27 protein-coding genes and 1 pseudogene are annotated in these 25,882 nt (G+C 41.3%); 23 read left to right on the top strand and 5 right to left on the bottom strand.

Features of this window, described 5'->3' with window-relative positions; all coding sequences use genetic code 11:
• Window positions 1–12: 12 nt before the first annotated feature.
• The 6 genes from AB3489_RS11575 to AB3489_RS11550 all read left to right on the top strand — a co-directional run bounded on the left by AB3489_RS11575 (window position 13) and on the right by AB3489_RS11550 (window position 5,741).
• Window positions 13–1,164, top strand: coding sequence for a Ger(x)C family spore germination protein (locus tag AB3489_RS11575; RefSeq protein ID WP_368293006.1), 1,152 nt, complete (start codon window positions 13–15; stop codon window positions 1,162–1,164).
• Window positions 1,165–1,191: 27 nt separating this feature from the next.
• Window positions 1,192–2,256, top strand: coding sequence for an endospore germination permease (locus tag AB3489_RS11570; protein WP_368293005.1), 1,065 nt, complete (start codon window positions 1,192–1,194; stop codon window positions 2,254–2,256).
• A 77-nt stretch (window positions 2,257–2,333) separates the two neighbouring features.
• Complete coding sequence (locus AB3489_RS11565) at window positions 2,334–2,558, top strand: hypothetical protein (protein ID WP_368293004.1); 225 nt, start codon at window positions 2,334–2,336, stop codon at window positions 2,556–2,558.
• 319 nt (window positions 2,559–2,877) lie between these two features.
• Window positions 2,878–4,170: a reductive dehalogenase gene (locus AB3489_RS11560; protein ID WP_368293003.1), complete on the top strand. Its 1,293-nt coding sequence runs from the start codon at window positions 2,878–2,880 to the stop codon at window positions 4,168–4,170.
• A gap of 18 nt (window positions 4,171–4,188) precedes the next feature.
• Complete coding sequence (locus AB3489_RS11555; RefSeq protein WP_025205301.1) at window positions 4,189–4,491, top strand: hypothetical protein; 303 nt, start codon at window positions 4,189–4,191, stop codon at window positions 4,489–4,491.
• Between the two features lie 23 nt (window positions 4,492–4,514).
• Window positions 4,515–5,741 carry a 4Fe-4S binding protein gene (locus AB3489_RS11550; RefSeq protein WP_368293002.1) on the top strand — a complete coding sequence of 409 codons (1,227 nt, stop codon included), beginning with the start codon at window positions 4,515–4,517 and terminating at the stop codon, window positions 5,739–5,741.
• Window positions 5,742–6,020: 279 nt separating this feature from the next.
• On the opposite strand, the gene AB3489_RS11545 is transcribed toward AB3489_RS11550, so the two are convergent.
• Window positions 6,021–6,710: a Crp/Fnr family transcriptional regulator gene (locus AB3489_RS11545; protein ID WP_368293001.1), complete on the bottom strand. Its 690-nt coding sequence runs from the start codon at window positions 6,708–6,710 to the stop codon at window positions 6,021–6,023.
• 254 nt (window positions 6,711–6,964) lie between these two features.
• Here AB3489_RS11545 and AB3489_RS11540 point away from each other — a divergent pair, with 254 nt between their 5' ends.
• The 5 genes from AB3489_RS11540 to AB3489_RS11520 all read left to right on the top strand — a co-directional run bounded on the left by AB3489_RS11540 (window position 6,965) and on the right by AB3489_RS11520 (window position 10,939).
• Window positions 6,965–7,270, top strand: coding sequence for a dehalogenase (locus AB3489_RS11540; protein ID WP_068883735.1), 306 nt, complete (start codon window positions 6,965–6,967; stop codon window positions 7,268–7,270).
• A gap of 13 nt (window positions 7,271–7,283) precedes the next feature.
• Window positions 7,284–8,663, top strand: coding sequence for a reductive dehalogenase (locus tag AB3489_RS11535; protein ID WP_368293000.1), 1,380 nt, complete (start codon window positions 7,284–7,286; stop codon window positions 8,661–8,663).
• Window positions 8,664–8,916: 253 nt separating this feature from the next.
• Complete coding sequence (locus tag AB3489_RS11530) at window positions 8,917–9,552, top strand: B12-binding domain-containing protein (protein WP_368292999.1); 636 nt, start codon at window positions 8,917–8,919, stop codon at window positions 9,550–9,552.
• 74 nt (window positions 9,553–9,626) lie between these two features.
• Window positions 9,627–10,796, top strand: coding sequence for a uroporphyrinogen decarboxylase family protein (locus AB3489_RS11525; protein ID WP_368292998.1), 1,170 nt, complete (start codon window positions 9,627–9,629; stop codon window positions 10,794–10,796).
• Between the two features lie 14 nt (window positions 10,797–10,810).
• Window positions 10,811–10,939: a hypothetical protein gene (locus tag AB3489_RS11520; RefSeq protein ID WP_282432345.1), complete on the top strand. Its 129-nt coding sequence runs from the start codon at window positions 10,811–10,813 to the stop codon at window positions 10,937–10,939.
• Between the two features lie 609 nt (window positions 10,940–11,548).
• Here the strand turns inward: AB3489_RS11520 and AB3489_RS11515 are convergent.
• Entirely contained in the window at window positions 11,549–12,163 is a 615-nt protein-coding gene (locus AB3489_RS11515; RefSeq protein ID WP_368292997.1) for a TetR/AcrR family transcriptional regulator, read from the bottom strand.
• 394 nt (window positions 12,164–12,557) lie between these two features.
• Between AB3489_RS11515 and AB3489_RS11510 the strand changes: the two genes are divergently transcribed.
• Genes AB3489_RS11510 through AB3489_RS11500 form a run of 3 tightly spaced genes read left to right on the top strand, consistent with a single transcriptional unit; the run spans window position 12,558 to window position 15,482 of the window.
• A complete protein-coding gene (locus tag AB3489_RS11510; protein WP_368292996.1) occupies window positions 12,558–13,850 on the top strand; it encodes a reductive dehalogenase in 1,293 nt (430 codons plus the stop codon).
• A gap of 30 nt (window positions 13,851–13,880) precedes the next feature.
• Complete coding sequence (locus AB3489_RS11505; protein ID WP_368292995.1) at window positions 13,881–14,183, top strand: dehalogenase; 303 nt, start codon at window positions 13,881–13,883, stop codon at window positions 14,181–14,183.
• 33 nt (window positions 14,184–14,216) lie between these two features.
• On the top strand, window positions 14,217–15,482 hold the full coding sequence (locus tag AB3489_RS11500) for a 4Fe-4S binding protein (RefSeq protein ID WP_368292994.1): 1,266 nt from the start codon (window positions 14,217–14,219) through the stop codon (window positions 15,480–15,482).
• A 248-nt stretch (window positions 15,483–15,730) separates the two neighbouring features.
• Here AB3489_RS11500 and AB3489_RS11495 read toward each other — a convergent pair whose 3' ends face one another.
• Together AB3489_RS11495 and AB3489_RS11490 are read right to left on the bottom strand one after the other, a co-directional pair.
• Entirely contained in the window at window positions 15,731–16,531 is an 801-nt protein-coding gene (locus AB3489_RS11495; protein ID WP_368292993.1) for a nuclear transport factor 2 family protein, read from the bottom strand.
• Between the two features lie 25 nt (window positions 16,532–16,556).
• A pseudogene (locus tag AB3489_RS11490) lies at window positions 16,557–16,693 on the bottom strand (dehalogenase); the annotation flags it as partial.
• A 563-nt stretch (window positions 16,694–17,256) separates the two neighbouring features.
• Between AB3489_RS11490 and AB3489_RS11485 the strand changes: the two are divergent.
• The 9 genes from AB3489_RS11485 (at window position 17,257) to AB3489_RS11445 (ending at window position 24,233) form a co-directional block, all read left to right on the top strand.
• Window positions 17,257–17,562: a hypothetical protein gene (locus AB3489_RS11485; RefSeq protein WP_020492099.1), complete on the top strand. Its 306-nt coding sequence runs from the start codon at window positions 17,257–17,259 to the stop codon at window positions 17,560–17,562.
• Between the two features lie 13 nt (window positions 17,563–17,575).
• Window positions 17,576–18,997, top strand: coding sequence for a reductive dehalogenase (locus tag AB3489_RS11480; RefSeq protein ID WP_368292992.1), 1,422 nt, complete (start codon window positions 17,576–17,578; stop codon window positions 18,995–18,997).
• 292 nt (window positions 18,998–19,289) lie between these two features.
• Window positions 19,290–20,093: a methyltetrahydrofolate cobalamin methyltransferase gene (locus AB3489_RS11475; protein ID WP_368292991.1), complete on the top strand. Its 804-nt coding sequence runs from the start codon at window positions 19,290–19,292 to the stop codon at window positions 20,091–20,093.
• Window positions 20,094–20,157: 64 nt separating this feature from the next.
• Window positions 20,158–20,793, top strand: coding sequence for a corrinoid protein (locus AB3489_RS11470; RefSeq protein WP_368292990.1), 636 nt, complete (start codon window positions 20,158–20,160; stop codon window positions 20,791–20,793).
• An 84-nt stretch (window positions 20,794–20,877) separates the two neighbouring features.
• Window positions 20,878–21,825: a uroporphyrinogen decarboxylase family protein gene (locus AB3489_RS11465; protein ID WP_368292989.1), complete on the top strand. Its 948-nt coding sequence runs from the start codon at window positions 20,878–20,880 to the stop codon at window positions 21,823–21,825.
• Window positions 21,826–22,033: 208 nt separating this feature from the next.
• Complete coding sequence (locus AB3489_RS11460) at window positions 22,034–22,672, top strand: GTP-binding protein (protein WP_368294629.1); 639 nt, start codon at window positions 22,034–22,036, stop codon at window positions 22,670–22,672.
• A complete protein-coding gene (locus AB3489_RS11455; protein ID WP_368292988.1) occupies window positions 22,653–23,099 on the top strand; it encodes a hypothetical protein in 447 nt (148 codons plus the stop codon). Before AB3489_RS11460 ends, AB3489_RS11455 begins: the two co-directional genes overlap by 20 nt.
• Window positions 23,100–23,121: 22 nt before the next feature.
• Complete coding sequence (locus AB3489_RS11450; RefSeq protein ID WP_368292987.1) at window positions 23,122–23,472, top strand: antibiotic biosynthesis monooxygenase; 351 nt, start codon at window positions 23,122–23,124, stop codon at window positions 23,470–23,472.
• Between the two features lie 35 nt (window positions 23,473–23,507).
• Entirely contained in the window at window positions 23,508–24,233 is a 726-nt protein-coding gene (locus AB3489_RS11445; protein ID WP_368292986.1) for an MBL fold metallo-hydrolase, read from the top strand.
• A 227-nt stretch (window positions 24,234–24,460) separates the two neighbouring features.
• Here the strand turns inward: AB3489_RS11445 and AB3489_RS11440 are convergent, their stop codons facing one another.
• Window positions 24,461–25,879, bottom strand: coding sequence for a reductive dehalogenase (locus AB3489_RS11440; protein WP_368292985.1), 1,419 nt, complete (start codon window positions 25,877–25,879; stop codon window positions 24,461–24,463).
• Window positions 25,880–25,882: the final 3 nt, after the last annotated feature.

Genomic DNA, 25,882 nt, shown 5'->3' with positions numbered 1-25,882 from the left:
ATCGGTTTATTTATGAAAATTCTATTAATTAGCTGCTCGCTTCTGGTACTAAGTGGCTGTTGGGGTCGGCATGAATTAAATTCGCTGGCAATTGTTTCAGGAATCGGCTTGGACAAGGCGGATGGTAATCATGTACGTATGACCATAGAAATTTTTAAACCGGTCAATGGAAAATCAGATCCAAAGGATCAAAGCGGCGGTGGTTCGGAAAACTATACGAACGTCACAGACACCGGGGCGAACGAACTTGATATCCTACGTGGTCTTTCTCATGTGGTGAACAAGGAACTCTATTTCCCACATAATCACGTAATTGTTCTGGGCAGGGAATTAGCGGAAGGAGGTCTTCAGAAGCATATCGACTTTTTTGTCAGGAACCAGGAGGCACGGTTAAATGTCTGGGTTCTTCTTTCGGAAAGCAAAGCAAGCGAGATCCTTGATGTACCGCCGCTGTTAGGAAATATGCCGGCAGAGGAAATCAGCCGTTTGGTCGAATTACAGGGAGAAAATTCCCAGTCCTGTCAAGTCAATCTGGAACAATTTATTTCAAGTTTGATGAGCAGGACCACATCCCCAATTCTGCCGATTATTGAAATTTCCGGTGCAGGTCAGCAAAAAAAACTCCGGCTAGCAGGAACGGCGGTTTTTAAGGGGGATAAATACGCAGGTGAACTGAACAGCCAAGAAACGCGCGGTCTTTTATGGATACGAAATGAAATCAGAAACGGCATTATTGAGATCGAAGGACCAGATGGAGAAAAAGCCACGTTAGAGATCACCCATTCCAGTACCAAGATAATCCCTGCGATTGCTGACGGTAAGCTTCAATTCAAAATAGAGATTCGGGTTGAAGGCGATCTCGGAAGCCAGTCAGGTCAGGAAAGCATGGCGACCCCCACGGGGTTTGAGGATTTAGAGAAAAGAACAGCAGCAGTGATAGAAAATGAAATTAATGCTGCTTTGGAAAAAGCCCAAGAGCTTAATGCCGATATCTTTGGTTTTGGAGAGGAGATCCACAGGAAGGAACCGGGAGAATGGAAAAAAATTTCGTCCGATTGGGAGAATATTTTCCCACAATTGGATCTCAGCTTGAATATTAAGACTCAGCTTAATTTTCCCGGGAGAATTACCAGGCCGGTGGAGATTCCTCAAAAGGAGCAGTAGGAGATTATGCAGCTAGAAAAAGGGAAAATGGCAAGTTCTCAATTGACTTTTTTAGTGGCGGGGATTATTCAGTGTTCTTCGCTAATGGTAGGTTTTGCCACTAGATATGCAAAACAGGATATTTGGTGGATTTCCTTAGCGGCTTTACTTGTATATCTTTTATTGTCCTCGTTTTTTTTGAATTTGGTTGTAAAATTTCCAGGTAAAAATATCATCCAGATCAATGACATTATTTTCGGACCCTTTGTCGGAAAATTCATTTCTATTCAATATCTTGGTTATTTTTTCTTCGTACTCGTTGCGTTCTTTCAATTTATCGGGGAGTTTGTTGTGAGCTATATCATGCCGGAAACACCGCAGATTGTGATTGAAATCCTGTTCTTTTTGATTTGCGCTTGGGCGCTTAGAAAAGGAGTGGAAGTGATCGGCCGGGTCGGCCTTATACTCTCGGCGATAACAATCATTTTGTATTCATTAACATTTTTTCTGTTGCTTAAGGACATGGAGACGGCCAATTTTTTCCCGGTCATGGACGTTCCATTGAAAGATATGCTTTACAGTCTCTCTGTTTTAGTAGGTGTGTCCTTTGCTAATGTATTCGTTTTACTCATGCTCATACCCTATGTCAATATTGTTAATCAGGTTAAAAGAGCGTTTCGTACGGGTTTGGTCATTGGAGGGGTGTCCTTATTTTTTATCAGCGTGCAATACATTGCTGTTCTGGGGGATAGTGCAGCAATCATGGTTTTGCCATATTACGAGGCAGTGCGACAAATTAACATCGCCGATGTATTTACCAGAATGGAAATATTGGTGGCGATTGGACTCATGTTTACTCTGTTCATTGGCATAATTACGGCTTATTACGCTACAACCTTGGGGGTTGCTCAGCTACTCAAACTGCGTTCTTACGCGGAACTTGTGTTACCAATTGGGATCATCGCGCTTAATTTTTCCTTAGTGTCGTATAAATTGAGTATTCATATGGCTCGGAAGGAATCTGCGTACTTTCTATATATAAGTTTTCAATTGCTTCTTCCGCTTGCTTCTTTGGTCGTGGCTAAAATAAGAAAGCTGCCAAGCGGAGGGTAGCATTTTTGTGCCGCTAAGGACTTCAATATCCGCGGTTTAAGGAATCTAATTGGAAAGAGACCGAATGGGAGGTTCGAATGTATATTTTCCTATTGATAGCTGCTTTTGTCATCATTGTGCTCAGAGAAACACCCAGCCTGGTGAGTAGAAAACAGTGGCGGGAGCTGATCGTTTTTTCCGCTTTCTCAATCATTGCGTTCACCCTTACTTTTCTGCAATTAATCCATGTAAAGTTTCCTGACATTTATCAAGGAGCAGAGGTTCTCAAAAAGATACCGGCAATTCATTCTTTTTTACAATAAGCGTTTACTCACTTTAGCTGAAAGAGTGAAAAAAATACTGGACGATCATGGTAAAAATAAAAAAATGAAAAGAACTCTGCGAACCCTCGATTCGGAATTTACAGGATGCTTAGCGTAATTTCAAGTTCGGGGACCAGCTTAATTGTTATTTTTGTTACGCTTTGATTCTCCTTGTAAATATTGAAATAACTAATTCTATTTTGTCCTTAAAATTAATTAATGTTCCATAGTGAACACCTGTTAGATAGAGATCTATTCATAATTTTTTATTTTATCTATGATATTTGTAGGGTCAAATATTTTAAGGAGGAGATAAGGTATGATTCCAGAAGATGACAAAGAGAAAAGAATTCAACACAAAAAAACCTTTTCCAAAGAATTCAGCAGACGCGGTTTTTTGAAGACCTCATTAGGAGTGGGGGTTGGCGCAGCTGGTGCCGCATTGTTTGGTTCTGAATTAATGGGCGGAAATGTCGCAAATGCGGAGACTGTAGAGCACGATACCATGCCGGTGGAGATCTCCAGTGATTACAAACGGTACAGTAAAACTTCCTTAGCTCCGGTTCTTACTTCCCCTGGAGGTAAACAATATTTCGGTAAAAGAATGGGGGCAATACCTCAAGATGGAGGAGAGGGCTGGGGACCGCTTGAATTCGCCTTTGATGACGCCTGCTGGTCGATTGAAAATGATATCAATCAGTATAAGGCTACCTTAGGCTATAAATCGCAAGGGCTCTTTTCTTGGGAAGGTAAAGTAAATCCTAACGTGTATCAATTTGAAAGCCCAGAAACTGCAAGCGCTGTTATCAAAAAAGCTGCAACCTATTGGGGAGCAAGTAAAGTAGGGATTGCCCCCTATGATGAACGGTGGGTCTATTCCGAAGTTTTCGATGCAAAAACAGATATGCCTGTTCCTAATGAGCTTCCGTTTACGCCGACACATGTTATCGTGATGGCTTTTGAAATGGATTATGACGGTTATCAGACTGCCCCGGCTCTGCCCCAAACGGCCTCTTCAGCCGATATCTACTCCAATATGGGTGTTACCTCTCATAAGTTGGCTACATTTATTAGGAAATTAGGTTACAAGTGCCTGCCTTGTTCCAACGATACGGCTTTAAGTGTCCCGTTGGCTATTCAGGCCGGACTAGGGGAGATCAGTAGAATCGGTATTCTGGTTACTCCGGAATTTGGACCAAGAGTGCGGATATGTAAAACGTACGTGGATATGCCTTTAGCAATTGATAAACCGGTTAGCTTCGGAGTGATGGAATTCTGCAAAACCTGCATGAAATGTGCGGATGCCTGTCCTTCCCAAGCGTTATCCCATGATAAAGAACCAAGTTTTAAAGTATCTACCGCAACGAATCCAGGAGTCAAAAAATGGGCTCAAGATGGGTTAAAGTGCATAACACAGTGGGGAGCAGTCGGTGGTGACTGCGGGATTTGTATTAAAGTTTGCCCATATAACAAAAAGCAAGAATGGCACCATGACTTCGTGAAATTGGGAGCAAGGACACCGGCTAGACCAGTCCTGAGATTCTTTGATGATTTGTTCGGCTATGGGAAAATAAGTGTCGAAGATGCATTAAAGAAGTTCTGGAATAAATAAGAAAAGGGGAGAGGTAATATGATTATCTTTTGGTTAATCTTAGGTGCACTCATGGCATCATCCATATGGTTTGTTTATATCAAATTTCAGGCTGCAGGCAAAATGTCCGTAACCCGCTGGGTTTTGACTTCCATATCCGTACTGTGGGGAGCTTTTACCTTGGCTTGGATCGTCAGCAGCATTGCCGAAGGTGAGATGCAGGCTGCAGGTATGGGACTGTTAATCTTCGGAGCAATTCTTCTTGTCTTAGTTATCGTAACGATACGGTTAAATTCCCTGATACCCTCCAAAAAGAAAGCTAATAAGGTAGAAGCAGCATAACATCAGGGTAACAGGAGCAGAAAATGAAAAACTCAGTAAATAAAATCATTGTGTTTGTAGCAACCGTTATATTCTTCCTAACGTTGGGTTTCAGTTGGACTCATACAGATAACGATATCATACCGTTTATGAATCAAGTTTTTTCGGAAGCGCAATCTTTTCAAAAGATTGCGTCTTCCCCTCTTATTTATGAAGTAAATGAACAGAGCAAAGATGGTAAGGAAGAAAAAATAGGCTACGTCGTAATTGAGCAAGCGGTTGCTTATGGCGGTCCGATCAAAATGGTCACCGGAATTAACCTGCAAGGAAAAATTGTCGGGACGGTTATCGCCGCACACAAGGATACACCATCATTTATCAATAATATTCTAGATCAAAAATATTTGGAAAGATTTATTGGAAAAGACATCACAGATCCTTTATCCATTAACAGGGATATCGACCGGATATCGGGCGCAACCTTTTCTACAAGGGGGATAGCCAAAGCGGTTTCCCAGGGAAGTCATGCCGTAGCCAGGAGCGAGTTCGGGCTGAATGTTAAGGATGAAGTGGAACCGTTTAAGTTCGGGTCCAAGGAAATTGCCGTTATTGCTTTGGTGATCCTGACGGTAATTGGCGTCGCATTCAAACAAAGAAAACTGCGCTGGGTTGCCCTGATAGGCAGTCTGGTCTTCATTGGCTTCCAATACAATACATCGATTTCCCTTGCCAACATTGCCGCATTATTAATGGGGAATTTCCCACCGATCCGTGAAAACCTTGTTTGGTATATCCTCTTAATCGGGATCCCGGTGATTACTTTTATAATAGGAAAGAATATTTACTGTTTCTGGCTTTGCCCATTTGGCGCTTTGCAGGAAATAACAGCAAAAGTAGGCGGCGGTAAATTCAAATGCTGCAATAAAGCAATCGAAGCCAAAGCGGCTAAACTAAGGTATATACTCATCTACCTGGCACTGATAGGGGCATTTCTGACAAAGTCACCGAGTTTTGCCGGTTATGAGCCATTCGCCACTTTGTTTGGCCGGCAGGGATTCGGTATCCAGTGGCTTATTTTACCGGTCGTGATTTTTAGTTCTTTCTTTATCAGCAGGTTCTGGTGCAGGTTCTTTTGTCCGGGGTTGATACTCAATGAGATGATATTAAGGCCCAGGAAGTATATACTGGGGATCTTAGAAAAACCCAAACTGAAAAAGGTTCGGGGAAGCGAAGGAATTGAAGCAATTGAAGTAAGATCTGAAATGAATTGAATAATCGAGGTTAAAGAATGAAAAGCAAATTAAGCATGGGGGATTTATTATTTATTGTATTGATATCGGCTGTCGCCGTTATGGTTGTGATTAGTGAAATTCAGGCTTATCATGCTGTTTATTAACCTAATCACTAAAAATTGTACTTGATAATAAACTACAAGAATCATCGTGACCTTGGCTCTTTAGCCTTGGTCATTTTCTTATTGGTGGCCGAGATAATGATTATGCAATAAATTCCTAAATGTTTTGGTTAGATGATTTAACATAATACATCAGCTATGCCTTATGAACACACATTTCGGCTTGATGATTTTTTAATCGCTGCAAGTCTTTAATAAGATAATAGCCGTTCGTTTGCTCGATCAAATTCAGTTCTTTTAATTTATTGATTATCTTGATTGTCGTACCTCGATTGACACCAAGAATATTACTAATAAACTGCTGACTAATTTTAATATTCAGCTTTATTTTATTCTCCACCTCTATCCCAAAATTATCTGCAAATGTTAATAACAGGTTGCATATTCTCCACTCTGTATCAAAAAATTGTAGTTCGTCAAAAAGATACTCATAAAAATGAAATTTATGGGAAACCGATTGCATTATATATAATGTTACATCTATATCTGTTGCCAATAAATCTAAAAGGTCTTTTTTTCTAACGAAAATTAAATGCGAATCCTCCATAGTCTCAAAATAACTGTCAATCGGAATATCGAAAAGTATACCAGATTCTAAGAATATACTTCCCTTTTCAAGAAGGGAAATTATCTGTTCATTACCCCTTGGAGAGTATTTATAACTTTTGATCCGGCCATCTTTAATATAATAAAATCTGTCTGGAACATCCCCCTGAGAAAAGACTACTTTATTTTTAGCAAAGAATAATTCTTCCCCTACGTCCAATAATTTTTCAGGGATATCACGAAATTTAACAATATGTGAAATGGGGCCACACTCTTTCATAAAAATCAAACTCCTATATCGTGGATTTTCAAAAAGTATTTCCCTGATTATCACTGAATTGTGTTTAGTTTACACTATTTTTTTGTCAGATACCAGCTTAAATTATTTAAAAATAAATTTTATTTTGTCATTAAATTAAAATAATGTTATCTAGCCAACACCTGTTGGCTAGAAATCTATACATTCTTGATTATTTTTTATACAGTAATTACAGATTGGTATTAAAAAAGATAATTAAGGAGGTGAGGAAACAAATGAGTACAATACTAATATTTTTGGCGGGTATATTATTTTTAGCTGGTGTTCTTTTTATTAAACCTCGTGCGAAGCAGGATAAGACTTGGAAAACCGTATCGATATGGGCTTTATATGTTATTTTATTTGTTACTGCTTGTATAGGGGTTTCCTTTGTTTACATCAACGCAAGCGTAGGACACGTCAAGGCATCGAGCACGGCGATCTTCCTGTTTGGGGGGATTGCACTTATTTTGGCTATTGTCTTAGCCCGAGTCTTAGGTTTTATCGGCGCTAAGAAAAAGACCGAGCCATTACAGGCTTAGAGGAGGAAAGTAAATGTCGGAGATTTCTCAGAATAAAGAAAAAGCATCCAAACAACAATTTTCAGTAAGCCGGCGCGGTTTTCTGAAAACTGGCGTGGCTGCAGCTGCGGCGGGTGTCATGGGAGCGATTGCTGCGCCATCCAAGATGGCCAACGCTGCGTCGACAAGCTTAAGCTATCAGCCTGCCAAAGGGAAATGGTCCAAATTACGTGCCGAAGCAAATTATGGAGGAGCCTCTGTTCGTTCTGCAGAACATAATGATCAATGGCTGGGGACATCGAAGATTACAGGAAAAGTTCAAAAATTTGATGAACAAGACGGGGGATTCTGCTTAGCTATTAGAGGTTTACTTAGCGAGAAAGCAAAATATGGGTATTATCAGTCAGGTCTAAGGAGTCCGCTGGCAACCAGTAATATTATAGCAATTAATGCTATTAGTGGTCCGGAGATGGTCGATGGTCCTGTTTCACAGGAAAGACTCCCCATTCCGGATCCGGAACAGATGTCGCAGCATATTAAAGATCTTGCTTATTATCTGAGAGCTGACGAAGTAGGTATCGGTAAAATGCCTTCCTACGCTTATTATGCAAGTACAATGGAGCCTACCCAGGGGGCTTTTGCTTCAGGTATGGTTTCAAAGGATGCAACAATTACAAAGAGACCGGTTACTGCCAGTCTTCCCAATGTTATTGTTGTGGCAGTGGAACAACACTTGGAAACGTATCTGGCGTCAACAGGCTATGATGGAATCGCCGTTTCGCAATCCACACGTTGTTACCATGCTTCTGCAAATATTGCGGTAATGATGGCACAATACATCCGAATTCTCGGCTATAACGCCAGAGCCCAACATTTTGGCAACTATGAAGCCGTTATGGGACCTTGCCTTATCGCTGCCGGAATGGGTGAACTTACCAGAACGGGGGACTGTGTCGCTCACCCCAGGTTTGGATTCCGGTCAAAAGTTGCTGCCATAACGACTGATTTACCACTGGCTCTGGACAAACCGATCGACTTCGGAATGTTGGACTTTTGCAGGGTTTGTAAAAAATGCGCGGATGAATGTCCTTCTAAAGCGATTACCCTTGACCCAGATCCTGTGCCATATAACGGCTATCTGCGTTGGAACACTGATTCGAAGAAGTGTACGGAATTCCGTTGCAGTAACGAAGAAGGTGTTAGTTGCGGTAGATGTATTAAAGTATGTCCATGGAGTTCCAAGGAGGACTCTTGGTTCCATGAAGCAGGAATATGGATCGGAAGTCAGGGTCAAGCTGCCTCAAAATTGCTTAAATCAATTGATGATATGTTTGGTTACGGCACTGAAGTTATTGATAAATACAAATGGTGGCTGGAATGGCCGGAGTTTTATAAAATCCAGATGCCGAGCTGATTCGTACAGTTTAATCTGAAAATGATATTATACGGCTCGCTTCTGATTTAGGTGGGCCGTATACATTTTTCTATGTTATCCCCTAATTAAGGAGGTACATACATCTAACACCTGTTGGATAGTAGGAATCTGTTCATTTTCATTTTATCTAAATATTTATTTTATCTATAATAATATTAATCATTTACTAAACCGGAGTCCTTTGGAAATTGAATAAGGACTAGTAAAAAAAATTGTGCGGGGAGGCTTAAGTATGAATTTAGACGCAATAGCAACAGCAATAGGGGAACTTGACGAGGAGAAGGTACTTTCATTGCTCAACACTTTTATTCAGGCAAATCCTTCTGAAGACGATGCTAAGCAAGTAGTAGCTGCTTGTCAGAGTGGAATGTCAATTGTTGGTGACCAATTTGAAAAAGGAGAATATTTTGTTGGAGATCTGATCTTTGCTGGAGAACTCTTAGCGAATGCCATTGAAACTCTAAAACCTTTTCAAAGTGCTGAAAATGAAGGCAATAGGGGGAAAATCGTCTTGGGAACTGTTGCGGGGGATTTACATGATATTGGGAAAAACATTTTTAGGAGCATGGCCGAAGCGGCTGGGTTTAACGTATTGGACTTGGGGATAGACCAGCCTGCCAGTGAATTTGTGAGAAGAGTGAAGGAGGTTAATCCGGAAATCGTGGGTATGAGCGGTGTTTTAACATTGGCCCTTGAATCTATGAAAAATGCGGTTGATGCCTTAAAAGAAGCGGGGCTAAGAGAGAACGTAAAAATTATTATTGGCGGAAACCCTGTGACAAACAATGCATGTGAACAAATTGGAGCAGATGCCTTTACAACCAATGCAGCTGAAGGCGTAAAGATATGTCAGAAATGGGTAAGTTAAAAGGCAAGAAAATGTTAAAAACTGCTTCTAATACGTGAATAAAGGCTTTTATTTACTAAAAGGAGGAAAATTAAATGACAAATATTAACCCTTTGTATCAGGAAAAATTGACAAGATTGAATACAGCCTTTAAGAGAGGTACTCCTGATAGGGTTCCGGTTCTTCCAATCATAGAAACATTCGGTCCCTACCATGCCGGAGTTAGTGTGGAAGATGCGTATGTTAAAGACCCGAATATATTATTTCAGGTATATAATAAAATAAATGAAGAATTTTATTTGGATGGAATTCTTGAAAATGGCAATGTTTTTCCGTTAAAGATGTTGAGTAATTTTGGAGAAGGTTTGTATACCTTGACCGATAAAGGTTTTGTTATAAAAGGTAGCCATGGGCAAACTATGATGCCTGATGAATATGAACAATTGATTGCAAATCCGTTTAATTTTTTTGTCAATGTTATTATTCCGCGGAAGTTTCCTGTTTTAAAAAATGATATAGAAGGAAACCTTGGGCGTCTTAAAAAGGCCGTTGGCGAAATGATGGAGTTTTTACACTATAATGCCGTGGTTGACGGGAGAATTGAAAACGAATTGGGACTCCCGGTATTGGCCAAAGGTTTGGCTATCCTTTCTCCGGACATGTTACTTGATTACTTACGGGATTTTGTTGGGGTATCCAGTGATATCAGAAGGAAACCACAAGAATTTTATGCTGCTTGTGAGGCCTTGTTTATATCATCTATGGAGATGGCCATAGGTGCCTATACGACTCCGGAGGATAATAAGGGAGTAATCTTTGTGCCACTACATCTGCCGACTTTCATAAAACCAAAAGACTTTGAAAAATTTTACTTCCCATTTATGAGTAAGTTTGTAGATGAAGTTTCTGTAAAGCGGGGTTATAAGATTTTCTTCTTTATGGAAAACAATTGGATGCCCTATCTTGATATTCTGCAGGGACTGCCGGATGGAGACATCATTGGGCTGTTTGAAAATGGTGACTTGAAGAAGATAAAAGATTCCATTGGCAATAAATTTTGCATAGTTGGCGGAATGCCTATTGATCTCCTTCGACTTGGAACGGTAGAAAAGTGTCTCGACAAAGCCAAGGAATGTTTACAGTTGTATGCGCCCGGTGGCAACTATATTTTTTCAACCGACAAAAATTTGGTCTCCTTAAATGATGCGAGACCGGAGAATTTAGCGGCAGTATGTCAATATATTCATGAAAACGGAAAATATTAAAAGGAGAGGGAAGTATGGAAAATTATCAACTTACAGACAGTCTTGAAGAACTAAAAAAAGTACTCATCGAAAAGAACAATATGCCTGCGCCTATGGCCGAAGGGATTATTAAAGCAATGATGACAATGCTTGTAATGGCATAGATTTTCGAGTAATATGCTTGGAATTAGGATACTTTGTTTTATCTTTTCAAATATTTCTAATGCCTATCTCCCTGATTATTTTGAAAAACCAAATTCTATTTTGCCCTTTAATTAATGTTGTGCCTGCCAACACCTGTTGTATGGAAATCTATACATTATTGTTCGTTTTGAAGAACGTAACGATCAATGGCTGGGGGACATCATTTTGAAAACTCTCAATTACATCAAAAGGACGGTTTTGGGTCAACCCCCAACCGTCTTTTTCAATTCAGTAATTGAATTCTCTAACGAAAAACCATAGATATCCACTGTCACCATCATGATTGTGATAAGTGAATGGCAGGCTTATCACGCTATTTCTTAGTCAAGCATCCAACCAGCCAGCAATGCTGCTTTAATACTATGAGCTTTTTTAGAGCTGATCCTGCCCACTATATCATACTGGAAACCGCCGAATAGCTTTTCTGACAACTAACAAAAACAACTGACAAAGGTTTTGTCAGTTGTTTTTGTGTTACGTCCCAGCTAAGCACGAATTATTTGACTAGTGAAAGTCCAGTCGATCCATTGCCGTATAATGGTTATCTCCGTTGGCATATTATGGACATTCTAAGGGGCTGCTTTATGATCCAGTAGATTCATTATAGACATAGGACCGGAGAAAGAGAGCAACGTCAGCTGTTCAGCCATATATTCCGGGCTGTATTTCATATTGCTATCCAAATAATATCTTAATAGACCCGCATGAGCTGAGAATATATGGTAAGTAAGCACATCCAGTGGCACCATCTTCTCAAACTTAGGCATCATGGGGCGCAGCAAGTCCGTGAACAACTCAATACCCTGCTGGTTCAGCATAACGAAAAGTTTAGGCAGGCCATTTTCTCCCAGCATCAGCTGAAATAATTCCGCATTGTCCCGCAGATACCTGAACAAGCGGTAATAACACTTATAAGCTTGTCCATCCTTTAGTAAAATACTGAGATCCTTATGCCCATCAGTCATCGACTGTACCACTCCCGACACCATCTCTTCTATGATTTGCTGTAGAAAATCATCCATATCGATGTAATGTGCGTAAAAGGTCGCGCGGTTGATCTGTGCCTGCGTACAGAGATCCTTCACCGTGATGTTATGCACATTCTTTTCGCGCATCAGTGTGATCAGAGCAATCTTTAGGTATTCTTTTGTTCTCATCTTACGATGATCCTCATTTTTACTCATGTACGCGCTCCTTTCACTACCACATCGTGTCGGCACAACAAAAAAGCTCTTCTATTGTTGACGATTATGAGTCGAAATAGGATACGTATCATTAGTGTTTCCATGACAATATTATAGCATACGAACATACGTGACAAAAAGGAAACGATTTTATCGAATATGTTACTGGTTTTTTAAAAAAGCAACAATATTTAAAGTATTGTTGCTTTAGCAACATGAGTAACTATCTTGTTGGTTTTTAGGGCATTTACTGTGACTTATAATTACAATTAATTGCGTGAGCAACTCTAAAATAACGGGCGTAGTTCCAAAGGACGCACCAGTAGCGTGGACTCCTATTATTTTTGAGACAGGGCAATTTATTGATAAACGTGTTTTAGGGAGGAGTTGTACTATGGATTTGGGTAAAGAAAAAACTGAAAGCACAGAACAAGAAAAGGCTATTTCCAAAAAAATTAGTAGACGGGGTTTCTTAAAAACCTCAGTCGGAATGGGGGTTGGGGCAGCAGGCGCAGCTCTGATAGGTTACGATGGTAGCATAGCCAATGCTGCAGAGGTCGTACAGCATGATTCGTTTCCGGTGGAAATCTCCAGTGATTACAAACGGTATAACCAAGCTGGTATAGTTCCGATAATGCTGACATCCCCTGGAGGCCAGAAATATTTTGGAAAAAGAATGGGGATGATGCCTCAAGAGGGGGGAGAGGGCTGGGGCCCGCTGGAAGAGGCTTTTGATAATGCCTGCTGGGCGATTGAAGATGATGTCAATCATTCTAAGGCTACCGCAGGTATTCAAAAACAAGGGTTATTTTCGTGGGAAGGCAAAGTGGATCCTGAAGTTTATAAATTTGAGAGCCCTGAAGCCGCAACTGCTGCTATCAAAAAAGCAGCAACCTATTTTGGAGCAAGTAAAGTGGGGATTGCCCCCTACGATGATCGGTGGGTCTATACGGAAGTTTTCAATCCGGATACAGTGGCACCCACGATTCCCAATGAGTTTCCGTTTACACCGACACATGTTATCGTAATGGCTTTCGAAATGGATTATGACGGTTATCAAACTGCCCCGACGCTGATTCAAACTGCCTCTTCGGCCAATATCTACTCCAATATGGGTGTTACCTCCATTAAGTTGGCAAAATTCATCAGAAACTTAGGTTACAAAGTCATACCGTGTTGTAACGATACGGCTTTAAGCGTACCGTTGGCTGTTCAGGCCGGACTGGGCGAACTGAGCAGAATAGGTATTCTAATCACACCCGAGTTTGGACCGAGAGTGCGGTTATGTAAAATGTATGTGGATATGCCGTTGGCAATTGATAAACCGATTACCTTCGGAGCGATGGAATTCTGCAAAACTTGCATGAAATGCGCGGATGCCTGTCCTTCACAGGCAATATCCAATGATAAAGAACCAAGTTATAAAGTGTTACCTGCAACCAATCCGGGAGTTAAAAAATGGGCTGCAGATGGATTGAAGTGTGTAACACAATGGGGAGAAGTCGGCGGTGACTGCGGGATTTGCATTAAAGTCTGTCCATATAACAAAAAACAGGAATGGCATCACGATTTGGCAAAATTTGCGACAAGAACGCCTGCAAGACCGGTTCTGAGGTTCTTTGATGATTTGTTCGGCTACGGGAAGATTACCGTTTCGGATGCATTAAAGAAGTTCTGGAATAAATAAAAATATTTTATTGAGAAGAGGAGAGGTAATATGATTATCTTCTGGATGCTTCTGGGAGCACTCATCGCGTCATCCATATGGTTTGTCTATGTCAAATTCCAGGCTGCAGGCAAAATGTCCGTAGCCCGCTGGATTTTAACGTCTATATCCGTACTCTGGGGAGCTTTTACCATTGCCTGGATTGTCAGCAGCATTGATGAAGGTGAGATGCAGGCTGCAGGTATGGGACTTTTAATCTTTGGAGCGATTCTTCTTGTCTTAATTATCGTGACGGTACGGTTAAATTCTTTGATATACTTAATAAAGAAGGCTGGTAAAGCAGAGGCCGCATAAGTACAGTCAGGCAGACCTTTACAGGAGCAAGAAATGAAAAAGTCAGTAAATAACGTCGTTGTGTTCGCAGCAACAATTATATTCCTCATAACGTTAGGTTTTAGTTGGACTCATTCAGATAATGATATCATACCGTTTATGAATAAAGTTTTTCCGGAAGCGCAATCTTTTCAAAAGATTGCGTCTTCCCATGTTATTTATGAAGGAAGAATTCAAGGGCAAAACGGCAGGGAAGAAAAAATAGGCTACGTCGTAATCGAACAAGCGGTTGCTTATGGCGGTCCGATCAAAATGGTCACCGGAATTGACCTGCAAGGAAAAATTGTCGGGACGGTTATTGCGGCGCATAAGGATACTCCCTCGTTTATTCAGAGGATCATAGACCAGAAATATCTGGAGAAATTCATCGGCAAAGATATAACGGACCCATTGTCCATTAACAAAGATATCGACCGTATTTCCGGTGCCACCTTTTCTTCCCGGGGGATTGCCAAGGCTGTTTCCCAGGGAAGCCATGCGGTAGCCAGGGACCAATTCGGGTTGGATATTAAAGATGAAGCTCAGCCATTTAAATTCGGTTCAAAAGAAATCGCAGTCATTACATTGGTCATCCTGATGGTGGTCGGTGTGATATTCAAACAAAGAAAACTGCGCTGGGTTGCCCTTACAGGCAGTTTGGTCTTTATTGGTTTCCAATACAATACGCCTGTTTCGCTGGCAAATATAGCCGCGCTTTTCATGGGAAATTTCCCGTCTATCCGCGAAAACCTCGTTTGGTATATCCTCTTAATCGGAATCCCGGTTATCACCTTGATATTAGGAAAGAATGTCTATTGTTTCTGGCTTTGTCCGTTTGGCGCTTTACAGGAAATCACGGCAAAAGTGGGCGGCGGTAAATTCAAATGCTGCAATAAAGCGATTGAAGCAAAAGCGGCTAAAATAAGGTATGCATTAATCTACCTCGCACTCATAGGGGCATTTTTGACGAAGTCACCCAGTTTTGCAGGTTATGAGCCTTTCGCTACTTTGTTTGGACGGCAGGGGTTTGGCATTCAGTGGCTTATTTTGCCGGTCGTATTTTTCACCTCTTTCTTTATAAGCAGGTTCTGGTGCAGGTTTTTCTGTCCGGGGTTGATACTTAATGAACTAATCTTGCGTCCCAGGAAATATGTAATGGGGATTCTAGAAAAAGGGATCCTAGAAAAAGTGAAATTGAAGAAGGTTCCGAGAATCAAAGGAATAGAAGGTATCGAAGCAAGATCTGCAAATGAATTGAATAACATCGAGGTAGAAAAATGAAAAGCAAGTTGAGTCTAGGGGATTTATTATTTATCCTATTGATTTCGGCGGTTGCCATCATGATTGTGATAAGTGAATGGCAGGCTTATCATGCTATTTCTTAACAGATATTTCGATTTATAGGATATAATAATAAACCGTCTCTATATGTTGTAATCATTATTATTCAATTATCTAAAAATAGAGGACTGTTCCCTAATATGAAGGGTCAGTCCTCTAACTAAAAAGTTAATTTCCAGTTTTTCAGATTACTTCAAGAGCCATGCAGTTACATCTTGGTACACCTTTTCTACGGTCTCAGGTTTATCTTCGCCCGGTAGATCCTGATTCATCGACATACCCATTCCTTTTAATTGATAGCATACACATTTATAACTGGCTCTATATGAATTCAATTCATTTTCATCATATACAAAGTTTGCAGTTGGGATAGTAGGAATGAAAGCGTCTCTCTCATAGATAGGTGTAAACCCTTTAATTAACCAACGTCCATTTGTTTTTTGAACACGATAAACAAGTCTGGCGTAGGAAACGACGTCCGTTTCTATACCATTAATCTTTTGACCACGGGGACCTAACATTTGAGCTTGCATTTCGGCAATAGCTTTATTGCCATTCAGCCAAACGATGATCGAATTGATTTTATGCTTTGCCCCTCTACCAGACTTTTTCGATACCTCGGCAAACTGCTTTCCGGTACCGTGGAACCATGCTGTGTCAATCACCGAATCGTCAGCATAGCAAGCTCCCATCTGATCAAAATGATATGTGTCCCTGCAATAACGCTCATATTCTACTAAAGCTTTAACATTGGCAGTATCGATAACGTTTGCGCCATTATTATGATAAGGAAGAATATCAAATAAGCTTGTAATTTTAGGTTTGCTGGTTGCACTCAGGCTGGCTGTAGCTGCGTTGGCAATCTGGGACGGTGCTGCCATTGCCCCCATAACACCCACAGCAGCAACTGCTGCCCCGGTTTTCAGAAAACCGCGGCGATTTAAGTCTTTCGTAGATCCATTTTCTTTATTACCTAAATTCTCAGACATTTCATTTGCCTCCTCTAAGCCTCTATTATTTTATTGACCCTTTCTTAATACGGATAAATCCTAAGTCGCGCGCCAGACTGCGGCCAATACCACCGGAATTCCTCCAAACAGGAAAATCACCGTGCTTGATGCTTTAAGATGTCTTACGATGGCATTAATGTAAAAAATTTAAATTGTACCCATCATTTCTTAACCTCTTCTTTTCACCTCCTCTTTGAAATTGATTTGGTCAATCATATGGGTACATTTTACAAAATATCAATCCATGATTATCTTTTCTTTTAAATATTAATATAAATTGATTAAATATGAGTATAGATTGACCACACTTTGATTATAGATCACTGTAAATGCATTGAACACCAACATGAACGTTATAAATGTCGCGAACTCAACGATATTAAAGATATTGTTGAGTTTTTAAAATACCAGTAACATATTTGATAAAATTGTTTTCTTTTTTTTTAATTGGACACCTATTGAATAAAAATTAAATACTATGTCGCGGCCATAATGCAGATAAAAATATCCTCTGTCATGCGCGACAAAAAGGAAACGATTTTATCAAATGTGTTACTAGTTAAAAAAAAAAGCAACAATATTTAAAGTATTGTTGCTTTACCAACATGAGTAACTATCTTGTTGGTTCTCAGGGCATTTGCTGTGATTTATAATTTGTAACGAATTACAATAAATTTATAAAAGCAACGAGGGGAGGTGAAAAAATGAGTATATTCTTAATTTTTTTGGCAGGAATTCTTTTTTTAGCCGGTATCCTTTTTATCAAACCTCGTGCGAAGCAGGATAAGACTTGGAAAACCGTGATCATTTGGACCTTATATGTAATCTTCTTTGTTATCGCTTGTATGGGAGTTTCCTTTGTCTACATTAATGCCAGTGTAGGACATGTCAAGGCAACAAGCACAGCTATATTCCTGTTTGGGGGGATTTCGCTGATTCTGGCTGTAGTGTTAGCCCGTGTATTAGGATTTATCGGTACAAAGAAAAAGGATGAGTCATTACAGGCTTAGAGGAGGAAAATTAATGTCCGTAAATAATAAAGAAAAAGAACCAAAGAAAGAATTTTCAGTAAGCCGCCGCGGTTTTCTGAAAACCGGGGTAGCAGCCGCTGCGATGGGTGTCATGGGGGCGATTGCAGCGCCATCCAAGATTGCCAACGCAGCATCTCCCAGTTTAAGCTATCAGCCCACCAAAGGACAATGGTCAAAATTGCGTCCTGAAGCAAATTACGGCGGAGCATCTGTCCGTTATGTAGAAAGTAACGATCAATGGCTGGGGACCACCAAGCTTGTTGGAAAAATTGTCCAAACTAATGAGAAAGATGCCGGATTTTCTCTAGCTTTAGCAGGAGAATTAGGTGATAAAGCAAAGGCCGGATTTCTTAGCACAGTGTTTAGACATCCTACGGTACTCCCATTTGCAGATGCGATTGGAGCAATCAGTGCACCTTCAATGCTCACTGGCGAGCCAAATCCAAATAAATTACAAATTCCGGATCCGGAACAAATGTCCCAGCATATTAAAGATTTCGCATATTATCTTCGAGCAGACGAAGTAGGTATCGGTATTATGCCCGATTATGCTTATTACGCAAGCAACATGGCACCACCTTTAGGCGCGTATCTTGTGCACGCTGTTCCCATGGACACGCCATATGGAAAAGCGCCGATCACAGATAAGCTGCCTTACGTTATTTGCATGTCTGTCCAGATGCATTTGGAAACCTGGCTGGCTTCAACAGGGTATGACGGTATATCCAACGCCCAATCGGAACGGTGCTATCACGCTTCTGCTAATGCTGCGGTCATCATGGCAAGTTATATTCGACAGCTGGGTTATCATGCCAGGGCCCATCATTTTGGGAATTACGAGCTTCTTATACCACCTGTTCTAATTGCCTGCGGCATGGGTGAACTTACCAGGACGGGTGACACGGCTGCGCATCCCCGTATTGGCTTCCGCCATAAATCTGCGGCAGTTACGACAGATTTGCCTTTGATACCGGATAAACCGATTGATTTTGGTATGCAGGATTTCTGCAGAGTGTGTAAAAAGTGTGCGGATAACTGTCCTGCTCAAGCCATTACCTATGATGATGACCCTTTGCCGCATAATGGTTATCTCCGTTGGAATACGGATTCAAATAAGTGTGCGGCATTCCGCTGTTCCAACGATGAAGGTGTTAACTGCGGCAGATGTGTAAAAGTATGTCCCTGGAACTCCAAGGAAGATTCCTGGTTCCATCGGGCAGGCTTGTATATAGGCAGTAATGGCGAGAACGCTTCAAGATTGCTGAAATCCATTGATGATATGTTTGGTTACGGTACTGAAGAGGTTACGAAATATAAATGGTGGCTGGAGTGGCCGGATCTTTATAAGTATGACGTTAATGCCACTCTCAAGGCCTTTTCCGCAACTGCATCTGCTGCAGCTCCTGGAGTGTAAAGCAAGTCAACGCACCAAGTTAACCGGAACGCAGAAGTTATGATAATTTATGGGGACTCTGCTCAAAATTAATATCGGCAAATGTTGGGGTAACCCCTAAACAAGAGTAAATAGTCCGAAAAGATGATGGTAATAGTCCATCTAGATTGTTACCATCATTTTTTATTTTTAAGATCAGGCTAAACGACACGGTGCAATCCGATTTTATCTGGCCTATTAAGCCATCAGATAGAGAATGAGGGGTCTGTAAAAGGCAGCAGAAGAACAAAGTATTACTGGAGGTAGATTATTCATGATCATCATTGGAGAAAAAATCAACGGTGCCATCCCTTCCGTAGCGAGAGCAATCACTGAAAAGGATGCAGGCTTCATCCGAAATCTCGCAAAAATTCAATCTGATGCCGGTGCGGATTTCATTGATGTCTGTGCATCCACGGACGTCAGAATAGAACTCGAAACCTTAAAATGGCTGATCGACCTGGTACAGGAAGTGAGCGACACCCCAATTTGTATCGACAGCCCGCATGCTCAGACTTGCGTCGATGCCATTAAATTCTGCAAACGGCCGGGACTCATCAACTCCGTATCCGGCGAAGGAGACAAGATTGATGTCGTATTCCCGGTTATTGCTGATACTAAATGGGAATGCGTTGCGCTTCTTTGTGATGACAGCGGAATTTCCAAGACAGCAGAGAAACGTCTCGAAGTATTTGCAAACATCATGAAAAGAGCTAAAGAATTTAATATTGCTCCGTCCCGTCTGCACATTGATCCGCTGGTCGAAATGCTCTGCACTTCGGAAGAAGGCATTAACATGATTGTTGACGTGATCAGAGAGATTAAAAGACAGTGTCCGGCAATTCACATTACCGGTGGATTCAGCAATATTTCGTTTAACCTGCCGGCCAGAAAGCTGGTCAATCAGGCTTTCTGCGTTCTGGCAATGAACGCCGGCATGGACAGCGGGATCCTTGACCCGACGAATCAGGATTTAGTAGGTATGATCTTCTCAACGGAAGCCCTCTTAGGTCAGGATGAATATTGCATGGAATACATTGGTGCCTTCAGGGAAGGACGATTTGGTCAGAAAAAATAGTTGTAAACGCTGTTTAATCACAAAATTGTTGTTTAATTCACAAAATTTTAGGAGGATTATAAAAATGGCTAAAATTGAAGAAGTCAAAGCAATGGTAGAGGCAGGAAAAGCAAAACTTGTTCCTGATCTGGTACAGGAAGCCCTCAATGAAGGAAGCGCAGCAAAAGATATTCTGCAGGCAATGGTAGACTCGATGGGGGTTGTCGGGGACAAATTCTCCACAGGCGAAATCTTCGTGCCTGAAATGCTGATGGCTGCCAAAGCGATGGCTAAAGGTGTTGATATTCTGAAACCGCTGATGGCTGGCGACAGCTCAAATTCCCTAGGTACCTGCATTATCGGAACCGTAGCAGGTGACTTGCATGACATCGGTAAAAACCTCGTTTCTATGATGATCGAAAGTGCCGGATTCACCATGGTTGACCTCGGTGTGGATGTATCATTAGCAAAATGGCTTGAAGCAATCAAAGGAAATAACAACGTTACCTTAGTGGCTTGTTCAGGGCTTCTGACCACCACCATGCCGTCACTGAAAGAAGCTGTACAGACGATTAAAGGCAGCGGACTGAGCGGATTCAAAATCATCGTCGGTGGAGCCCCTGTCACGCAGCAATTCGCCAATGAAATCGGAGCCGATGGTTTTGCTCCTGACGCCGGTAGTGCTTCAGTAAAAGCTGTTGAATTGGTAAAATCCTTATAGTAAGAAATCTTAAATGCTGAGATCTTAATAAATAAGAGGAGGTAAATCAATATGACGCTGACTCAAAGAGAAAATTTTGAATTAATGCTTAAAGGGGAAAAACCGGAATATTCCCCAATACTGTATGAAATGTATAAAGCATGCATGCTGGCAACCAATAATACCGATCAACCTTGGAAGGGCGGGCAGGATCCGTTTGGCATAAACTGGGTAGCCACGGCTGAGGGAGTCATACCGGAGCCAGGGAAAATATTATTTGATGATATTGCTGATTGGAAAGAATATGTAAAATTTCCTGACATTGATTCTCTTGGAATTGAAAAGATGGCACAAATGGAATTGGCTGACTATACTGACGAAAAAAGAAAAGAGCAGCCACTTGCGGTATTTAATGTATGCGGTATCTTTGAACGGATGGCTGCATTTATGGGATTTGAAAATACCTTATGTGCTTTGATTGAAGATCCGGATTCCTGTCATGAATTCTTCGAGGCAATGGCAGATTATAAAATAGCTTGTTTAAACCGATATATTGATGTTTATAATCCGGATGTTATCATCTACTTTGATGATTTTGCCACTGCCCGTGGATTATTTATGTCTCCCAAAACCTATCGCGAGGTCATTAAGCCGCACCACAAAAGAATCATTGAGGCTGTGACTTCCCGTGGTGTTATATTCAGTCAACATACCTGTGGAAAATGTGAAGATATCCTCGAAGATTATGTTGCGATGGGTGTCAGAATTTGGAATTCTGCGCAGGTTTGTAATGACTTGGATGGAATTCTGACGAAGTATCATGGTCGCTTACTTGTTGAAGGGGGATGGGATACATCCGGACCTGCAAGTTATATGGGTGCTCCCGTAGAGGCGATTATAGAAGAAACCAAAAGATGTGCAGAACAATATGGTAAAAAGGGTAATTTCATTCTGTTCCCAGTAATTATGAATGAAAAAGGAAATGCCTTTATGACTGGTGACGAAAGAATTCCTATGCTAATGAAAACTTGGCATGAAGTCAATAAGTTATAATACACTCAATAGAAAAATATTTGAATCATCATTTAAGTGAAAGACTGCAAAATCCTCGGGATAATTTTATTCAAGGGGATTTTGCTTATATTCTGTTGGCTCTTTTCCTGACCGCTAGTCTAAAATGGGCCCAGAGTAGCAAACAAAATTTCTGCGATATAAAGGTACTGGAGAGAGCTCAGAAGCACGATGAAACGAAAAGGAGGGAATTGCCATCAAAGTAATCATAGTAAGCGGATTCTTGGGATCAGGAAAAACCAGTGTGCTAATGCAGCTTGCAATATATCTCATTGAAATTTCACATGGTAATAAGAATGAAAAAAAAGTTGTAATCATAGAAAATGAAATCGGTACGGCCGGAATTGATAATCTTCTTCTAGAGAATGTGGATTTTACCGTCAAGAATCTTTTTGCCGGCTGCGCCTGCTGTACATCTTCGGCTAAACTTACGGATACAGTTGATTATCTTAGTAAGGAGTACAGCCCAGAATGGATCATCATTGAGGCAACTGGGCTTGCTTTTCCGAGCAAAATAAAAAGCGCGCTGGAGACCGAACTCGGGATGCAGGCAATGACAATTATTGTAGTCGATGCCAAACGGTGGTTTCGTTTGGTTGGTGCGATGGAAAACTTCGTCTCAGAGCAGCTAAAGGATACAAAGTCAGTGTTGGTTAACAAGATTGATTTGGTGGGTGAAACGACTGTGGAAAAAGTACAGGAGGGTATCCGGAAATATAACCGGGATGCGTACTGTTATCCTGTATCCGCTACAAACGAGCTTTCGGCTGGATTCTGGGACGATTTATTTGAAAAGGCGGGGATCTTAAATGGTACACGAACACCATGAACACGAAGGCCAAGCCTGTCAGTGCGGTCACCACCATGATGAGCATCATGACCAACATGAACAACATGAGAAAACAACGCTCTGCAATCAGGAAGAAATCACAGTTACCCATCATGAAGGAGCCGTCATTTTTTCGGCTGAGCGTGTCATTGCCAAAGAATATTCTTGGGTAAGAGATAGACTGAACAAAGAGCTACAGTCTTTGGCTGGCTGGGTTGAAGATCAGGGAGGACTTGTGGGGCATATCAAGGCTTTTCTTATTGAAACAGGCTATTCCTGCATGCTATCCACGACAGGTGGAGATGTTCAAATCAAGGAAACCCTGAAACCAAAAGTCACGGTCAATATTGCCTTGATTGTTTTTATTAAGAATGAAAGTGAATTATATTCTAAATTGGCAGAAACGTTAAAAGAATTTGCAAATTAACTTTCTTAAGGAGGGATGCTATATGTCGAAAATAATACCAAATCCTGAAGAGCCGTTTACCTTTATCAATGTATTTGAAATTCCAGTAGAAGAGGTTGACTCGTTTATAGAACAGTGGTGTGAACGTTCAAAACTTATGAGTGATTCGCCTGGTTTTTTGGGCGCGGAGCTAAACCGTGCGCTTCTAACCGAAACACGTTTTCAATTAATCAATATAGCTAAATATGAAAGTTACGCTGCATTTGAAGAGGCAACAACTAATTCAAAGTTTAAAGTTGCACTTGGAAAGCAACTAGACAACCCTGCATCCAATATGATTCCAAATCGAGGGTTTTATAGACCTGTTGCTATTGCTGATTCTCATGAGGGGTAATTTTAGAAAATATAAATATGGGAGGAAAATGTACAATGAAGATTGCAGATAGAGTTGAAATTTTGGAAATAGGTGGAAATGATAGGCTGATAAACCCTGTATTTCTTTGGGATGATCATAAACGCATTCTAATAGATGCAGGTTTTCCGGGGCAGGTCCAGTTGTTTTCGGACGCGATTGGGTCCGCTGGTTTTGATATTAAAGATTTGACCCATATAATCATAACGCATCAAGATATAGACCATACTGGGTCTGTGCTGGATATCCTAAAAATTGCTCCAAACGCGAAAGTACTGTCCCATGAGAAAGAAGTTCCATATCTGCAAGGGGAACTGCCGCCTGTGAAAACTGCTGCGCTAAAACAGACTTTTGCAAACATGCCGGAGGAAAAAAGAGTATACTTTGAACGATTTGAGGCTGCAATTAAGAATACCAAGTTTAAAATAGATGAATCTTTAACTGATGGTCAATTGTTCCCGTTCGGAGAATTAGGAATAGAGATCATTCACACTCCAGGGCATACACTTGGACATATTTGCTTGTACATTAAAGAAAGTAAATTATTGATCGCAGGTGATGCAATAATTATTGAAGACGGGAATTTAAAAGTTCCAATTCTTACAGCAGATATACCGATGGCTACTATATCGCTGAAGAAGCTTCTTCCTTATGATATTGAACAAGTTGTATACTATCACGGTGGACTTCGTCGTGGGGATATAAACCAGGAAATTGGAAAAATTACTATAAGTTCACGCTAAGTGCTTTATAAACCAAAGAATACGGGGATACATTGTATTCTGTAAGGCAAGCGGATCCATGACGTCAGCCGCAGCCACAAAAAAACTGGTGACAGTCTAACAGACTGTCACCAGTTTTTTAGAAAATAAGAGTCCTCAAAAATTACGCCTTAAAATCGTTCCGATTAATCGGGTACGTTGAGAATTGCTTCAACGTCATGATTATAAGGCTCCGGGAGTCCGGGAATTTAGTGAGCTGCTCCAGGTGCTACAGGTGCTGCAGCGGCCTTGAGAACTGCTTCAACGTCATACTTATAAAGTTCCGGCCACTCCAACCACCACTTGTATTTTTCAATCTCTTCCGTACCGTAACCAAACATATCATCGATAGTTTTAAGCAACTTTGAAGCATTTTCTCCTTTGCTGCCAATAAAGATTCCCGCTTCATGGAACCAGGAATCTTCTTTGGAGTTCCAAGGACATACTTTCACACATCTTCCGCAGCTGACGCCTTCATCGTTAGCTGCGCGGAATACCGTACACTTCTTAGAATCAGTATTCCAGCGGAGATAACCCTTGTGCGGCATAGGGTCCTTCTCAAAAGTAATCGCCTGTCCAGGACAGTTATCCGCACACTTCATACACACTCTGCAGAAATCCAGTGCGCCAAAATCAATCGGTTTATCCGGTGCCAAAGGCAAATCCGTTGTAACTGCTGAAGTTTTATGACGAAAACCAATACGAGGATTCGCACAAGTATCACCTGTCCTGGTTAGTTCACCCATTCCGCAGGCAATCATACAAGCCGGTATAAGAACTTCGTAGTTCCCAAAATGATGGGCCCGGGCATTATAACCCAGCTGTCGAATATAATTCGCCATGATGACCGCCGCATTGGCAGCGGCATGGTAACACCGGTTTGATTGGGCGACACCCATGGAGTCATATCCTGTTGAAGCCAACCATGTTTCCAAATGCATCTGTACAGACATACAAATAACGTAAGGCATTTTATCTGTAATAGGTGCTTTTCCATAAGGAACACTTTGGGGAACAGCTTTCGTAAGATATGCGGCTAAGGGCGGAGCCATTTGGCTAGCGTAGTAAGCATAATCGGGCATATTACCGATTCCTACCTCGTCTACACGAAGATAATAGGCAAAATCTTTAATATGCTGAGACATCTGTTCGGGGTCAGGTATCGGCAATTTTCTAGGACTTGGCTTGCCAGTGAGCATTGCAGGTGCACTGATTGCTCCAATAGCACCTGCAAACGGTGCCACCATCGGAGACCTAAGCATTGTAGTAAGAATTCCGGCCTGTGCTTTGTCACCCAGTTCTCCTGATACAGCCAGGGCAAACCCGGCATCTTTCTCATCGGTTTGAATCACTTTTCCGAGAAGCTTGGTCGTCCCGAGCCACTCGCTATTATTTTCTACATAACGGACGGTTGCTCCGCCGTAATTGTTAACAGGACGCAATTTTGACCATTGTCCTTTGGCGGGCTGATAGTCCAAACTAGGTGACGATGCTGCTGCGTTGGCGATCTTGGCCGGAGCCGCAATCGCACCTATGACGCCCATTGCAGCGGCTGCTGCCCCGGTTTTCAGAAAACCGCGGCGGCTGACCGAAAATCCTTTTTTGTTATTTTCTGAATTTGCGGACATTCG

Origin of the sequence: Dehalobacter sp. TBBPA1 (genome assembly GCF_040931655.1) — a bacterium.
In the GTDB taxonomy this organism is placed as follows: Bacteria; Bacillota; Desulfitobacteriia; order Desulfitobacteriales; family Syntrophobotulaceae; genus Dehalobacter; species Dehalobacter restrictus.
Note: the sequence above shows the minus strand (reverse complement) of the source record. Positions and strands in the feature narration are given on the sequence as shown.

Coding starts and splice junctions, on each gene's coding strand:
- AB3489_RS11520 (WP_282432345.1), top strand. CDS start 10,811: ATGGAAAATTATCAACTTACAGACAGTCTTGAAGAACTAAAAAAAGTA.
- AB3489_RS11500 (WP_368292994.1), top strand. CDS start 14,217: ATGAAAAAGTCAGTAAATAACGTCGTTGTGTTCGCAGCAACAATTATA.
- AB3489_RS11510 (WP_368292996.1), top strand. CDS start 12,558: ATGGATTTGGGTAAAGAAAAAACTGAAAGCACAGAACAAGAAAAGGCT.
- AB3489_RS11445 (WP_368292986.1), top strand. CDS start 23,508: ATGAAGATTGCAGATAGAGTTGAAATTTTGGAAATAGGTGGAAATGAT.
- AB3489_RS11480 (WP_368292992.1), top strand. CDS start 17,576: ATGTCCGTAAATAATAAAGAAAAAGAACCAAAGAAAGAATTTTCAGTA.
- AB3489_RS11565 (WP_368293004.1), top strand. CDS start 2,334: ATGTATATTTTCCTATTGATAGCTGCTTTTGTCATCATTGTGCTCAGA.
- AB3489_RS11485 (WP_020492099.1), top strand. CDS start 17,257: ATGAGTATATTCTTAATTTTTTTGGCAGGAATTCTTTTTTTAGCCGGT.
- AB3489_RS11530 (WP_368292999.1), top strand. CDS start 8,917: ATGAATTTAGACGCAATAGCAACAGCAATAGGGGAACTTGACGAGGAG.
- AB3489_RS11470 (WP_368292990.1), top strand. CDS start 20,158: ATGGCTAAAATTGAAGAAGTCAAAGCAATGGTAGAGGCAGGAAAAGCA.
- AB3489_RS11555 (WP_025205301.1), top strand. CDS start 4,189: ATGATTATCTTTTGGTTAATCTTAGGTGCACTCATGGCATCATCCATA.
- AB3489_RS11475 (WP_368292991.1), top strand. CDS start 19,290: ATGATCATCATTGGAGAAAAAATCAACGGTGCCATCCCTTCCGTAGCG.
- AB3489_RS11440 (WP_368292985.1), bottom strand. CDS start 25,879: ATGTCCGCAAATTCAGAAAATAACAAAAAAGGATTTTCGGTCAGCCGC.
- AB3489_RS11505 (WP_368292995.1), top strand. CDS start 13,881: ATGATTATCTTCTGGATGCTTCTGGGAGCACTCATCGCGTCATCCATA.
- AB3489_RS11570 (WP_368293005.1), top strand. CDS start 1,192: ATGGCAAGTTCTCAATTGACTTTTTTAGTGGCGGGGATTATTCAGTGT.
- AB3489_RS11535 (WP_368293000.1), top strand. CDS start 7,284: ATGTCGGAGATTTCTCAGAATAAAGAAAAAGCATCCAAACAACAATTT.
- AB3489_RS11450 (WP_368292987.1), top strand. CDS start 23,122: ATGTCGAAAATAATACCAAATCCTGAAGAGCCGTTTACCTTTATCAAT.
- AB3489_RS11560 (WP_368293003.1), top strand. CDS start 2,878: ATGATTCCAGAAGATGACAAAGAGAAAAGAATTCAACACAAAAAAACC.
- AB3489_RS11525 (WP_368292998.1), top strand. CDS start 9,627: ATGACAAATATTAACCCTTTGTATCAGGAAAAATTGACAAGATTGAAT.
- AB3489_RS11515 (WP_368292997.1), bottom strand. CDS start 12,163: ATGAGTAAAAATGAGGATCATCGTAAGATGAGAACAAAAGAATACCTA.
- AB3489_RS11465 (WP_368292989.1), top strand. CDS start 20,878: ATGCTTAAAGGGGAAAAACCGGAATATTCCCCAATACTGTATGAAATG.
- AB3489_RS11455 (WP_368292988.1), top strand. CDS start 22,653: ATGGTACACGAACACCATGAACACGAAGGCCAAGCCTGTCAGTGCGGT.
- AB3489_RS11495 (WP_368292993.1), bottom strand. CDS start 16,531: ATGTCTGAGAATTTAGGTAATAAAGAAAATGGATCTACGAAAGACTTA.
- AB3489_RS11545 (WP_368293001.1), bottom strand. CDS start 6,710: ATGAAAGAGTGTGGCCCCATTTCACATATTGTTAAATTTCGTGATATC.
- AB3489_RS11550 (WP_368293002.1), top strand. CDS start 4,515: ATGAAAAACTCAGTAAATAAAATCATTGTGTTTGTAGCAACCGTTATA.
- AB3489_RS11540 (WP_068883735.1), top strand. CDS start 6,965: ATGAGTACAATACTAATATTTTTGGCGGGTATATTATTTTTAGCTGGT.
- AB3489_RS11575 (WP_368293006.1), top strand. CDS start 13: ATGAAAATTCTATTAATTAGCTGCTCGCTTCTGGTACTAAGTGGCTGT.